We start from the raw sequence: 12,447 nt of genomic DNA on the forward strand, positions 1-12,447 counted from the left end.
GTGTTTGCTGCGGACGGGTCCGCAGCAGAAGTTCAGGTGAGGATTTACGCCTCGGTCAGAACCTTGGTGACGTTCGGGTCAACCGAGATGCCGGGACCGAACGTGGTGGCAACGGTGGCCTTCTGGATGTAGCGGCCCTTGGAAGCGGACGGCTTCAGGCGAAGCACCTCTTCCAGTGCTGCTGCGTAGTTCTCGGCCAGCTTGACGGCGTCGAAGGACACCTTGCCGATGATGAAGTGCAGGTTGGAGTGCTTGTCGACGCGGAAGTCGATCTTTCCACCCTTGATGTCGTTGACGGCCTTGGTGACGTCGGGGGTCACGGTGCCCGTCTTGGGGTTCGGCATCAGGTTACGCGGACCCAGAACCTTACCGAGGCGGCCAACCTTGCCCATAAGGTCAGGGGTGGCGACGGCGGCGTCGAAGTCGGTCCAGCCGCCGGCGATCTTTTCGATCAGGTCATCGGAACCAACGAAGTCGGCGCCGGCAGCGATTGCTGCCTCAGCCTTGTCACCCGTGGCGAAAACCAGGACGCGGGCAGTCTTACCGGTGCCGTGGGGCAGGTTGACCGTGCCGCGGACCATCTGGTCAGCCTTACGGGGGTCGACGCCGAGGCGGAATGCAACCTCAACGGTGGCGTCGAACTTGGACGGGTTGGTGTCCTTGGCGAGCGTTACTGCCTCGAACGGCGCGTAGAACTTCTCCGCGTCGATCTTGGCGGCTGCTGCCTCATATGCTTTGCTGCGCTTTGCCATGCTGCTTGTTTCTCCTTGTGCAGTTGTGGTCTGCGGACCGCGCTGGGCCCTGCCACAGTTGGTGCTCCGGACCGTTATCCGTGCCGGATGTCCAACATCTCAATAGTGATGGTGCCGGTTGTCCCGGCGGTGACGCCCGTCGTCGTGATCGGTTCCCCGACCAAAATCCCAAGCGGCGGAAACGACTAGCCTTCGACGGTGATGCCCATGGAGCGGGCGGTGCCGGCGATGATCTTCGCGGCGCCTTCGAGGCTGGTTGCGTTGAGGTCTTCCATCTTGGTGGAAGCGATCTCGTTGACCTGGGCCTGGGTCAGCTTGGCCACCTTGACGGTGTGCGGGGTAGCTGAACCCTTGGCAACGCCTGCAGCCTTCTTGATGAGCTCTGCAGCCGGCGGGGTCTTGGTGATGAACGTGAAGGAACGGTCCTCGTAGACCGTGATTTCCACGGGGATGACGTTTCCGCGCTGGGCTTCTGTCGCAGCGTTGTACGCCTTGCAGAATTCCATGATGTTGACACCGTGCTGGCCAAGTGCAGGACCGATCGGCGGAGCCGGGTTAGCGGCACCTGCCTGGATCTGCAGCTTGATGAGGCCGGTGACCTTCTTCTTGGGAGCCAATGTAGGGTCCTTCTCTCAATAACGTCCTGGGGCACAGGAGCGTGCCTCAGGTTTTTGGCCGCCATGGCGAGGCGGCCGGCCGTTCCGGTGCTGCTAAGCGGGCAGCGCCGGGACGAATTCTTTGGATAATCAGATCTTGGTGACCTGGTTGAACGCCAGGGTGACCGGCGTTTCGCGCTCGAAGATGGAAACCAGCACCACGAGGGTCTGGGATTCGACCTTGATCTCGGAGATCGTGGCGGGAAGGGTCTCGAACGGGCCTTCCTTGACGATGACGGACTCGCCGACCTCGAAGTCGACGTCCACCGGGGCCTGGTTCTGCTTGTTGACCGGCTTGCCCTTCTCCGCCTGCTCTTCCTCGAAGACGGGGGCGAGCATGGAGAAGACCTCGTCGAGGCGCAGCGGCACGGGGTTGTGGGCGTTGCCCACGAAGCCGGTCACGCCGGGGGTGTGCCGGACGGCGCCCCAGGAGGCGTCGGTCAGGTCCATGCGGACCAGCACGTAGCCCGGGATCCGGACGCGGTTGATGACCTTGCGCTGAGCGTTCTTGATCTCAACGACTTCTTCCATCGGCACCTGGATCTCGAAGATGTAATCTTCCATGTCCAGGGTCTGGATGCGGGTTTCCAGGTTGGCCTTCACGCGGTTTTCGTAACCTGCGTAGGAGTGGATGACGTACCAGTCACCTTCCTGGCGGCGCAGCTTGGCTTTGAACTCTTCTGCGGGGTCAACGTCAGCCTTGGCGGCGGCAGCGGCGAGGGCGTCGGTGGACTCTTCCTCGGTGCCGGCCTCGTCATCAGCCTCTGCGTCGAAGTCATCGGAATCGGCGTCATCGGATTCGGGCGCGGAGGACTCAACCTCAGACTCGTTACCGGCTTCTGCCGTGATGTCCGCGGACTCTTCCAGCTCAGTCTCGGTTACCTCGAGCTCCTGCTCAGACACTTGGTCTCCTGCTTCCTCATTGCCTAACATGCCTATTTAAATGGCTCAATTCCGCACACCGGTGCTTCCCTCCGGATTCCCGGACGGAACACTCGGCCTGCGGACGGTGCAGCCTTAGCTGTCCGTGGGGCCTTTACCGCCGAAGAGCCAGCCGACGGCGGATCCGAAACCAACGTCCAGCAGGCTGACGATGACCATCATGATGCCCACGAACACCAGCACCACGAGTGTGTAATTAATCAGTTCCTTGCGGGTTGGTGCAACAACCTTCTTCAGTTCGCCAATGATCTGGCGGACAAAGAGTGCAATGCGGGCGAAGAAGTTTGCCTTGGCGTCCTTCTTAGCTGGGCGGCCCTTGGAGCTGCTGGCAGCTGTTTCGGTCACCTGGTCCTCGCTCATCTTTGCAATGTTGGATTACCCGGCCCTGATCAGAACCATGGTTGCTGCGCGTGCCCCGGACCCTGGTCCGGGGCAGCTTGCGCAGGGCAGACAGGACTCGAACCTGCAACCTGCGGTTTTGGAGACCGCTGCGCTACCAATTGCGCCACTACCCTATGGAGTGAATGCCACTCTCCGATGACCGACCGCCAGCTGCACTGGGGCGCACGTCATCATCCGTGTTTTCAACACCGGTGAACCAGTCTACGCAACAACTTCGCGTTCGTCGAACCGGCCCGTTTCCGGCCCCCAACCGCCGCCCTGGCTGACATTGACTGCAACAGTCACAAATCAAAACGGGCAACCCGGAGGGTCCGGTGAACAGCATAGAGTAGAACTCGTCGAATCCCACATTCCAGCCGCCAGGCTGCAAGCGAAGAACGGACCTGCCATGTCTGCCGCCCGCGTTTCCCAGCGCATTTCCGCCATTGCCGAATCCGCAACCCTCGCCGTTGATGCCAAGGCGAAGGCGCTGAAGGCAGCAGGACGGCCGGTTATTGGCTTCGGTGCGGGTGAACCCGACTTTCCCACCCCGGACTACATCGTCCAGGCTGCCATCGAAGCGGCAAGCCAGCCCAAGTACCACCGCTACTCCCCTGCTGGCGGGCTGCCCGAGCTGAAGAAGGCCATCGCCGAGAAGACCCTGCGGGACTCCGGCTACGCCGTCGAGCCTTCCCAGGTCCTGGTGACCAACGGCGGCAAGCAGGCCGTCTACAACACCTTCGCCACGTTGGTTGACCCGGGCGATGAGGTCATTGTTCCCACTCCTTTCTGGACCACCTACCCGGAGGCCATCCGGCTCGCCGGCGGCGTGCCCGTGGAGGTCTTCGCCGGACCGGAGCAGGACTACCTCGTCACGGTTGAACAGCTTGAGGCTGCTGTCACGGACAGGACGAAGATCCTGCTGTTCGTCTCGCCGTCGAACCCTACCGGTTCTGTCTACTCCCCCGGGCAGGTGGCCGAGATCGGCAAGTGGGCAGCGGCGAAGGGCCTGTGGGTGGTCACCGACGAGATCTACGAGCACCTGACCTATGACGGCGTTCCCTTCACGTCCGTCGCAACCGCCGCCCCCGAGCTGGGCGACAAGGTGGTCATCCTCAACGGTGTTGCCAAGACCTACGCCATGACCGGGTGGCGCGTGGGCTGGATGATCGGCCCGGCCGACGTCATCAAGGCCGCCACCAACCTGCAGTCGCACGCCACGTCCAACGTTTCCAACATCATGCAGATTGCCGCCCTCGCCGCGGTGTCCGGCCCGTTGACCGCCGTCGACGAGATGAAGGTTGCTTTCGACCGCCGCCGCAAAGCCATTGTCGCGGGCCTGAACGCCATCGACGGGGTGGAATGCCCGACGCCGAAGGGCGCCTTTTACGTGTACGCGGATGTCCGCGCGCTGCTGGGCAAGGAATTTCCGACGGCGTCCGGCACCGCCACGCCGCAGACCTCCGCCGAGCTGGCTGCATTGATCCTGGACGAGGTTGAGGTGGCAGTGGTTCCCGGCGAGGCCTTCGGCCCCTCCGGTTTCCTCCGCCTTTCCTACGCGTTGGGCGACGACGACCTGGCCACAGGTGTGCAGCGCCTGCAGGACTTCCTGGGTAAGGCGCAGTAAGACCCTCTCTCACTTAACGCGGGAAAAACGCAAACGCTCTATCACTCCCTTCGGGAGAGTGATAGAGCGTTTGGGTTTAATGCGCATCGAGTGAGAGAGCGTCGGGGGAAAAGCCGCGTCAAGTGAGAGAGGGACTGGGTCAGAGGAGGCGGCGTTCGGCGGCCCACTTGGTCAGCTCGTGGCGGCTGGACAGCTGGAGTTTGCGGAGCACTGCCGAGACGTGGGTTTCCACCGTCTTGATGCTGATGAAGAGCTCCTTGGCCACTTCCTTGTAGCTGTAACCGCGGGCGATGAGGCGCATCACCTCGAGCTCCCGCGCGGAGAGCCTGTCCAGCTCGTCATCGGCGATGTCCGCTGGCGCGGTGCCAAAGGCGTCCAGGACAAAACCGGCCAGCCGCGGCGAGAAGACGGCGTCTCCCCCGGCCACCCGGTATACGGCGTCGGTGATTTCGGCCCCGGAGATGGTCTTGGTGACGTAGCCCCGGGCTCCGGCCCGGATGACCGCCACCACGTCCTCCGCGGCGTCGGAGACGCTGAGCGCCAGGAACCTCGTAGTGGACAGGAGGGCGGCAGAGCCGGCGATGACCTCCCGGCCACCGCCGCCGAGGCCGCCGGGGAGGTGGACATCCAGCAGCACCACGTCCGGCCGCTCCTGCGCGATGACGGCGATGGCTTGCTCCACCGTGGCAGCTTCGCCCACCACCTGGACGCTGGGGTCGAGGTCCGCTTTCAACCCCGAACGGAAAATCGCATGATCGTCCACGAGCACCACCCGGACAGACTGTGCGGCGCGGCCGGTCCCGCTGCCGGCTCCTTGTGCTGGGTTCATGGCTTGCCTTCCATGTTCTGCAGTTGCTTGTCCGCCTGCGCGGCCGGGAATCCCAGCCGGACTTCCGTGCCTTCACTGGTGCTGGTGATGATGGCCGAGCCTCCGTGCCGGTTCATCCGGCCGATAATGGATTCCCGCACGCCCAGCCGGTCTTCGGGGACATCCTGGAGCTCGAAGCCGGGGCCGCGGTCCTTGACGAACACTTCGGCGCGTCCGCCGGTGACCTCAAGATAGACCGCAACCGCACCGCCGCCGTGCCGGGAGGCGTTAAGCATGGCCTCACGGCTGGCCTGGATCAGCGCTTCGTGGCCTTCGGTGACTGCAGTGTCTCCCACGCTGACCACCTCCACCGCGTTGCCCAGCAGGTCCTCAACTTCCGCGGCGACTGCCTTGATCCTGTCCGAGAGCTGCCCGGCGTCCTTTCCGGGGTCCTCGAACAGCCAGCCCCGGAGTTCGCGCTCCTGCGCCCGGGCCAGGCGGATGACGTCGTGCTCGTTTGCGGCGCGCCGCTGGATGAGTGCCAGCGTCTGCAGTACCGAATCGTGGAGGTGTGCCGCGATTTCCGCGCGTTCGGTTTCGCGGATCCTGCCCGCGCGCTCAGCTTCGAGGTCCCGCCAGAACTTCAGCGCCCACGGCAGCAGGACCAGCACCACCCCGCCAAGAACCGCCACGGATGCCAGCAGCGCCAGCCAGGTCTGCTCCCAGGAACCGGAACCGGACACCATCACCAGGACGCCTGCCACCACCAATGCCAGGCCGGCGGCAAGCCGGGCCCAGCCGCCCGCCTGGTTGGCTTTGGTCTTGTCCACCAGCCCGGCCCTCCGGGTCTCATCAAGCTGCATCCACGCGATGGAGGCTCCGCCCAGGACCGCAGCCGCGGGAATGATGGTTCCCAGCGGGACGTCGACGCCCAGCAGCTGCGCGCTCAGGATGCCCGCCACCAGGAGCAGCCCCACACCGAGCAGGATCTCCTTGCCGTACCGCATCTCGCGGAAGCGGAACCACGGCGCGGGCACGGCCTCCGCGGGGAGCGCGGCGCCAGGAACATTGCCCGGGCCGGCATCCGCCGGCGGCGCGCCTAATCCGGCGCCGCCCGTCCCGGCTCCTGCTGTCCCGGCGCCGCCCGCTCCTTGAAGGTGCTCCACCGGGATCCCGGCGGGCACGGGCTCGAGGCTCACGGCTGGAGCAATGGGCGACGCCGGCCGCCGTTCCTGGCGCCGGGCGCTTTCGTAGGCGGTGGGCACCATAATCCAGAGCCAGGCGTAAAACACGACGCCGGCCCCTCCTGCGAATGACGCCAGCACCATCGCCACGCGCACGGTATTCACCGGCAGCCCAAGATGGGCAGCGAGGCCTGAGCAGACGCCCGCGATGAAGCGGTCGCTGCTCCGGACCAGCGGCGGGCGGGCGGGGGCGGATGTCATGGTTCAATCCAAGCACGGATCAGGGCAGCCCGGACCGGGTTGGCACGGGAACCGGGGGCCTCTCAGGGACGGCTCAGGGTGTCCCCCAGTAGAGCGGACAGGGAGGCAGCGGCAGGATCGAGGTATGAACTCGCTAACCCCAAACCCCCATGACGGCCAGCCGGACGAGCCCCCAACCAGCCCGGAAAAAGAAAACCCCACGGAGCCGCTCCCCCGGCGGGAAAACCCAACGCAGCCCCTGGTGCCGCATCCTTCCCCGTCCGCATCTTCACAGGAGTCCTCCACGCCGGGCCCGGCACAGGACACGGCCTTCGGCACGCAGCAGGAATCCGCCCAGGACTATCCGCATGCTCCCCGGTCCCAGGATCCTCCGCGGCAGGAAACCCCGGGCGGAGGCGGCTACTCCTATGCCGGGATCCCGGGCCAGCAAACTGATTTCTTCACCTGGGTCCGCAGCCAGGGAATAACGCGCGGCCAGGACCGCTGGGTGGGCGGCGTTTCCAGCGGCATCGCGCAACGTATGGGAATCGACCCCTTGATTGTCCGCGGCATCTTCATCATCCTTGCCCTCTTCGCCGGGATCGGCGTGCTCCTCTACGGCCTTGCCTGGGCCTTCCTGCCCGAGCCCGACGGGCGGATCCACGTCCAGGAGGCCGGCGCGGGGCGCTGGACCACCGGCATGACGGGTTCCCTGATCGCGGTCGTGGCAGGATTCAGCGGCCTCGGCAACGGCTTCTGGGGCTGGGGCAACCAGGGTGTGGGCCCCTTCCTGTGGTCCCTTTTGTGGGTTGGCGGTGCCATCTACCTGGTCTATTACCTGGTGCAGCGCAACAAAACAGCCGCCGGCACGCCGACGCATTCCGCCGCGGCCGGCACCACCGCCTACTCAGCGGGCACGTCCACCCCAACGACGCCGCCATACTCGGACGTCGCCGGCAGCGGCCCCTTTGCCGGCAACGCGTACGGAGGCAGCGGTACAGGCAGCGCCACAGGCGCCGGTTCCGGCGGTGGCGGATGGGCCGGCGGCGGGTACGGCGGCAGCCAGCCCTCGCCTGTTCCACCCCCCGCACCCAAGGTGCGGGCCGCAGGTCCCGGCACACCCGCCGTCGCAATCGCCGCAGGCAGTGCCCTGTTGGTGGGCGCTGGCCTGAAAGCCCTGGACATCACCAACGTGATCGACCTCGGTAACTCCGCCAATGCAGTTGCCTGGGCCAGCGCGGCAGCCGTCCTGGGCCTGGGCATCCTCATCCTTGGCCTCCGCGGCCGCACCGCCGGAATCCTCTCGTTCTTGGCGGTGGCGGCCCTGATCACAGGGGGAATCTTCAACGTGGTGGGCAACAACGGAGACCGCGTCCGCTTCCAGCAGGTTGACTGGGCGCCGACGAGCATCCAGCAGGCCAGCGGCGGGTTCGACATCACGGCCGGCAGCGGAACCGTGGACCTCACGGCCATGTCCCTGGATACTCCGCTCACGTCGGAGGTCCGCGTCCCCCTGGACATCACCGCCAGCAACGTCACGGTGATCATTCCGGGCGACGTGCCCGTGGACATCAAGGCAGACATGACCCTCGGAAACCTGAACGAACGAGGGAACCAACGGGGCGGCATCACCACCCGGCAAAGCAGCTACAACTCCGACAAGCCCGGCAGCCATCTGGTCGTCCAGATCAACGGCACCGTCAGCAACGTCACCATCCAGGAAGGCAACTGACATGAGCAGCCAAACTCCGGGCCCAAACCCGTACGTTCCGGATCCCTATGCGCAGGCAAGCACGACGGCGGCAGGCGCCTCTCCTGCCCCAGCTTCCGGGGCACGCGTGGGAACCATCGTCTGGGGCCTGATCGTCCTGGCCCTCGCCGCACTGATCATCATCGCCCAACTGGGCATCGTCACCCTCAACGGGACCTACGTCCTGATAGGACTGATGATCGGAGCGGGCGCGGCCCTGGTGCTGGGCGGCCTCCTGTCCGCCCGGAAACGTGACAACAACCCAACAACACGGAAGTCTTGAATCATGGACAAGTTTTTCAGCATCGTCAGGGGCCTCGGCCTGAAACGCGGACCGGAACGCTGGCTCGGAGGCGTGCTGGGAGGCATAGCGGCCAAGCTCAACGTGGACGTCGCCTTCGTCCGCATCGCATTCCTGGTCTTCTGCCTGCTCCCCGGCCCGGCCGTCATCTTCTACCTCCTGGCCTGGGCGGTCCTCCCGGACCAGAAGGACGTCATCCCGCTCCAGGTATTCCTCGAGAGGAGGTCCCTGAACGGCTAGGAACCGTCCCCGGCAACAGCATTCAAAGGCCCCCGCTCCGACTGAAACGGAGCGGGGGCCTTGTGTAACCGGTTTGTGTCGTACCCCACACACGCCACTAGACTCTATGTGAGCTCAGCGTGGCGCTCTGCCTGTAAACCCTCTCCCCAGGATTTGAGCGAGACATGAAAATTGGAATCCTTACCAGCGGTGGCGACTGCCCCGGATTGAACGCGGTCATCCGCGGCGCCGTCCTCAAAGGCATCGCTATCCATGGCCACGAGTTCGTTGGTTTCCTCGACGGCTGGCGCGGCGTTGTTGAGGGCGACATCATCGACATCCCCCGGACCATGGTCCGCGGCATCGCCAAGCAGGGCGGCACCATCCTTGGCACCTCACGCACCAATCCGTTCGAAAACGGCGGCGGCCCTGAGGTCATCAAGGCCCACATGGACCGGCTGGGAATTGATGCCATCATCGCAATCGGCGGTGAGGGAACCCTGGCCGCGGCGAAGCGCCTCACCGACGCTGGCCTGAAGATCGTGGGCGTCCCCAAGACCGTGGACAACGACCTTGACGCCACGGACTACACGTTCGGCTTCGACACCGCCGTGCAGATCGCCACCGAAGCGATCGACCGCCTGCGCACCACCGGCGAGTCCCACCACCGCTGCATGATTGCCGAAGTCATGGGCCGGCACGTGGGCTGGATCGCCCTTCACGCCGGCATGGCCGCCGGCGCCCACGCCATCCTCATCCCGGAGCAGAAAGTAAGCATCGACCAGATCACCGAATGGGTGAAGGAAGCCCATGCCCGCGGCCGTGCGCCGCTGGTGGTGGTGGCGGAAGGTTTCGTCCCGGAACACATGGAAACCCCGCATTCCGAGCGCGGCCTGGACACGTTCGGCCGGCCCCGCCTGGGCGGCATCGCAGACCAGCTCGCCCCGGAACTGGAAGCCCGGACCGGCATCGAGACCCGAGCCACCATCCTTGGCCACATCCAGCGCGGCGGCGTGCCCTCCGCTTTCGACCGCGTCCTGGCCACCCGCCTGGGCATGGCGGCCATCGACTCCGTGGTGGAAGGCTACTGGGGCACCATGGTGGCGCTCAAGGGGACGGACATCGAGCACGTTGCGTTCCAGGAGGCCCTCGGCCAGCTCAAAACGGTGCCGCAGAAGCGCTACGACGAAGCCGCCGTCCTGTTCGGCTGAGTTGCCCCGGGACGCCGGCCCTCCATGTAAGTCCGGTTCTCCCTGGCGGCGCGTGTGGTCCTGTTCAGCGGCACGCGTTGCCCGCCCTAGGCTGGAGGCATGACACTTGACCCCGGTTCCGCCGCCATCATCCAGCTCGCGTGGGCCCGGCACCTGGGACTCGACGACGACGCCTTTGGGTCCGCCCTGGCGTCCGGGGAACGGATCGTCCGCGCAGACAACGACGCGCGGACAGTGGAATTTGTCAGGCTCTTTGGCAGCTCTGCCCTGGTGGGGCCGCAGTGGGTCATTGACGCCGCGGAGGGCATCTCCGACGAGGAGATGGCCCAGCATGTCACGCTCCTGACGCTGACGCGGACCCACGGCGGCCACGGCCTGGGCGCAGCGGCCTTGTTCTTCGCTGACGACCTCCCCCTGAAGCAGCCCCCGGAAGAGATGACTGTTTCGCACGGCAACCCGGAGGCTATCGAGCTGGAGGGCAACTGCCCGCCGGACGACGTCAATGAGGTGGGCCTGTCGGACCTTGAGAACCGCTACACGATCGTCCACGAAGTGGAGGGCCGGCGCGTGCCGCTTGCCTGCGGAGCCTACTCCGAGTGGGAGGGCCTGCTGGCCCACTTGGGTGTCCTGGTGGATCCGGAATGGCGGCGCCGGGGCCTGGGCACCCTGGCTGCCTCCATCGCCGCCCACGAGGCCCTGGCCGCCGGGCTTACCTTGCAATGGCGGACGGACGTCAGCAACACCGGAGCCTTGGCGCTGGCGCGCAAGCTCGGCATGTCAGCCGGCGGAATCCAGACCAGCGTCCACCTTGGCTGACCCCGGACTGGCGCCGCGCCCGGTCACCCAAATGACCGGGCTGACGTCCACCTAGCCCAGGAGATCTAGGATCTCCGCGCGGGCGAACATTTGGGCAGCTGCGCGCGCGGACGGCGAGCCCGCCTCCGGATCGGCTCCGGCGTCGAGCAGGACGCGGGCAACGTCCGTGTAGCCCTTGAATGCGGCGCCAGCGAGCGGGGTCTGGCCCCGGTCGTTGGCGGAGTTCGCGTCGGCACCGTGTTTCAGGAGGAGCTGAACGGTCTCCGCGTGGCCGTGGTAGGCGGCCAGCATCAGCAGCGAGTCCCCCGCCGCATTGGTCAAGGTGGCGGGAGCACCTGCGTCGAGATAGGCACGCAACAGTGCAGTCTCCCCCTCCCGCGCCGCCTGGAAAAGCGTCTGCGCCAAAGCCAGCGTCTCGTCGTCGGGCGCTGTGTTTTGCGTTGCTGGGTTCGGTTCGGCGTCTTCGGTCATGAGCGTGGCCCCCTGAGGAATCCGGTCTGGCGCCCCACCACCTGGCCGGCGTCCGGGGCAACGATGAGTTCCTGGGCAGCGGGGTACGGCTCGTCGCCGTCCAGGACCGTCAGTATCTCATCGGGTGCAACCGAACGCTTGATGACTGCCAGGGCCACCGGGCCCATCTCGTAATGCTGCGCCACGGACGTTACGGTCCCCACCTTCCGCTCGCCCGCCAGCACGGGGCTGCCGGCCTGGGGCAGCGTGTGCTGGGAGCCGTCCAGCTGGAGGAAGACGAGCCGCCGGGGCGGGTGGCCCAGGTTGTGCACCCGGGCGATGGTTTCCTGGCCTTTGTAGCAGCCCTTGGCCAGGTGCACGGCAGTCCGGAGGAGGTCCAGTTCGTGCGGAATCGTCTTGTCGTCCGTCTCGGCCCCGATCCGGGGACGCCACGCGGCCACGCGCAGCGCCTCCGCGGCGAGGACACCGGCAAGGGGGCGCTCTCCCACCCTCTGCTCCAGCTCGTTGGCCGGCACCAGGTACTCGAACCAGGGCCGCTCCAGCCCGGGATGGCTCGACTCCGGGACCGTGGCGTAGGAGTAGCCGCCCGCCCCCACATGCGGCCACGGGTCCTGCCAGGACAGCAGGTCCTGCCATTCGGGGACTGCCTTCGTGCTGCCAACAACCGCCCAGTCGGCTGAGACATCGGCGATCTCGACGCGCAGCATGAACTTCATCCTGTTGAGGAACTCGGCCAGCGGGGCGGCCTCGGCGGCCTCGACGATCAGCCAGGTGGTGCCGCCGTCGTCAATGACCCGGGCGTCAAAATCGATCCTGCCCTGCACGCTCAGGAGGAGCAGCTCGCTGGACTCACCCGGCTGCAGGCCCGTGACCTGCTGCGAAGAGAGAGTGTTGAGCCAGCTGAGGCGGTCCGGGCCGATCACCGTCACCACGCCCCGGGAGGAGAGGTCGACGACGGCGGTTCCGGCCGCGAGGGCGCGCTGCTCGCGGAGCGGCTCGCCGTAATGGGCGGCAACACCGGCGTCGGCACCGGCCGCCTCGACGGCGCCAGGGCGCGACAACAGTGGGCTGGGAGTAGTCATACTTGGG

The 12,447-nt window shown here is 66.1% G+C and carries 14 protein-coding genes and 1 tRNA gene; 6 read left to right on the plus strand and 9 right to left on the minus strand.

Translation table 11 applies throughout. The features are described from left to right. Positions 1 to 44: 44 nt before the first annotated feature. The 5 genes from rplA to KTR40_RS13470 all read right to left on the minus strand — a co-directional run bounded on the left by rplA (position 45) and on the right by KTR40_RS13470 (position 2,865). Positions 45 to 752: a 50S ribosomal protein L1 gene (gene rplA, locus KTR40_RS13450; protein WP_115525236.1), complete on the minus strand. Its 708-nt coding sequence runs from the start codon at positions 750 to 752 to the stop codon at positions 45 to 47. A gap of 185 nt (positions 753 to 937) precedes the next feature. Then, entirely contained in the window at positions 938 to 1,369 is a 432-nt protein-coding gene (rplK, locus tag KTR40_RS13455; protein WP_003803853.1) for a 50S ribosomal protein L11, read from the minus strand. A gap of 129 nt (positions 1,370 to 1,498) precedes the next feature. Beyond that, on the minus strand, positions 1,499 to 2,311 hold the full coding sequence (nusG, locus tag KTR40_RS13460) for a transcription termination/antitermination protein NusG (protein WP_139029949.1): 813 nt from the start codon (positions 2,309 to 2,311) through the stop codon (positions 1,499 to 1,501). A gap of 114 nt (positions 2,312 to 2,425) precedes the next feature. Beyond that, the gene (gene secE, locus KTR40_RS13465) at positions 2,426 to 2,710 is read right to left on the minus strand and encodes a preprotein translocase subunit SecE (protein ID WP_139029950.1); all 285 of its coding nucleotides are present in this window, start codon (positions 2,708 to 2,710) and stop codon (positions 2,426 to 2,428) included. Between the two features lie 82 nt (positions 2,711 to 2,792). Beyond that, positions 2,793 to 2,865, minus strand: a tRNA-Trp gene (locus KTR40_RS13470). 275 nt (positions 2,866 to 3,140) lie between these two features. Between KTR40_RS13470 and KTR40_RS13475 the strand changes: the two genes are divergently transcribed. Next, entirely contained in the window at positions 3,141 to 4,358 is a 1,218-nt protein-coding gene (locus KTR40_RS13475; RefSeq protein WP_228404037.1) for a pyridoxal phosphate-dependent aminotransferase, read from the plus strand. A gap of 139 nt (positions 4,359 to 4,497) precedes the next feature. Here the strand turns inward: KTR40_RS13475 and KTR40_RS13480 are convergent, their stop codons facing one another. Together KTR40_RS13480 and KTR40_RS13485 are read right to left on the minus strand one after the other, a co-directional pair. Continuing rightward, positions 4,498 to 5,187 carry a response regulator transcription factor gene (locus KTR40_RS13480; protein ID WP_139029952.1) on the minus strand — a complete coding sequence of 230 codons (690 nt, stop codon included), beginning with the start codon at positions 5,185 to 5,187 and terminating at the stop codon, positions 4,498 to 4,500. Next, entirely contained in the window at positions 5,184 to 6,611 is a 1,428-nt protein-coding gene (locus tag KTR40_RS13485) for an ATP-binding protein (protein WP_139029953.1), read from the minus strand. The genes KTR40_RS13480 and KTR40_RS13485 overlap by 4 nt, the downstream gene beginning before the upstream one ends. A 124-nt stretch (positions 6,612 to 6,735) precedes the next feature. On the opposite strand from KTR40_RS13485, the gene KTR40_RS13490 reads away from it, so the two are divergent. The 5 genes from KTR40_RS13490 (at position 6,736) to KTR40_RS13510 (ending at position 10,887) form a co-directional block, all read left to right on the plus strand. Continuing rightward, positions 6,736 to 8,322, plus strand: coding sequence for a PspC domain-containing protein (locus KTR40_RS13490; protein ID WP_228404038.1), 1,587 nt, complete (start codon positions 6,736 to 6,738; stop codon positions 8,320 to 8,322). 1 nt (position 8,323) lies between these two features. Continuing rightward, a complete protein-coding gene (locus KTR40_RS13495; RefSeq protein WP_228404039.1) occupies positions 8,324 to 8,623 on the plus strand; it encodes a hypothetical protein in 300 nt (99 codons plus the stop codon). Between the two features lie 3 nt (positions 8,624 to 8,626). Beyond that, positions 8,627 to 8,881, plus strand: a complete 255-nt coding sequence (locus tag KTR40_RS13500; protein WP_139029955.1) for a PspC domain-containing protein — start codon at positions 8,627 to 8,629, stop codon at positions 8,879 to 8,881. A gap of 164 nt (positions 8,882 to 9,045) precedes the next feature. Further along, a complete protein-coding gene (locus KTR40_RS13505; RefSeq protein ID WP_139029956.1) occupies positions 9,046 to 10,071 on the plus strand; it encodes an ATP-dependent 6-phosphofructokinase in 1,026 nt (341 codons plus the stop codon). A 99-nt stretch (positions 10,072 to 10,170) separates the two neighbouring features. After that, positions 10,171 to 10,887 carry a GNAT family N-acetyltransferase gene (locus KTR40_RS13510; protein ID WP_228404040.1) on the plus strand — a complete coding sequence of 239 codons (717 nt, stop codon included), beginning with the start codon at positions 10,171 to 10,173 and terminating at the stop codon, positions 10,885 to 10,887. Positions 10,888 to 10,938: 51 nt separating this feature from the next. Here KTR40_RS13510 and KTR40_RS13515 read toward each other — a convergent pair whose 3' ends face one another. Together KTR40_RS13515 and KTR40_RS13520 are read right to left on the minus strand one after the other, a co-directional pair. Further along, entirely contained in the window at positions 10,939 to 11,358 is a 420-nt protein-coding gene (locus KTR40_RS13515; RefSeq protein WP_228404041.1) for an ankyrin repeat domain-containing protein, read from the minus strand. Next, positions 11,355 to 12,440, minus strand: coding sequence for a folate-binding protein YgfZ (locus tag KTR40_RS13520; protein WP_228404042.1), 1,086 nt, complete (start codon positions 12,438 to 12,440; stop codon positions 11,355 to 11,357). Before KTR40_RS13520 ends, KTR40_RS13515 begins: the two co-directional genes overlap by 4 nt. Positions 12,441 to 12,447: the final 7 nt, after the last annotated feature.

The organism is Pseudarthrobacter sp. L1SW (assembly GCF_020809045.1).
Lineage (GTDB): Bacteria > Actinomycetota > Actinomycetes > Actinomycetales > Micrococcaceae > Arthrobacter.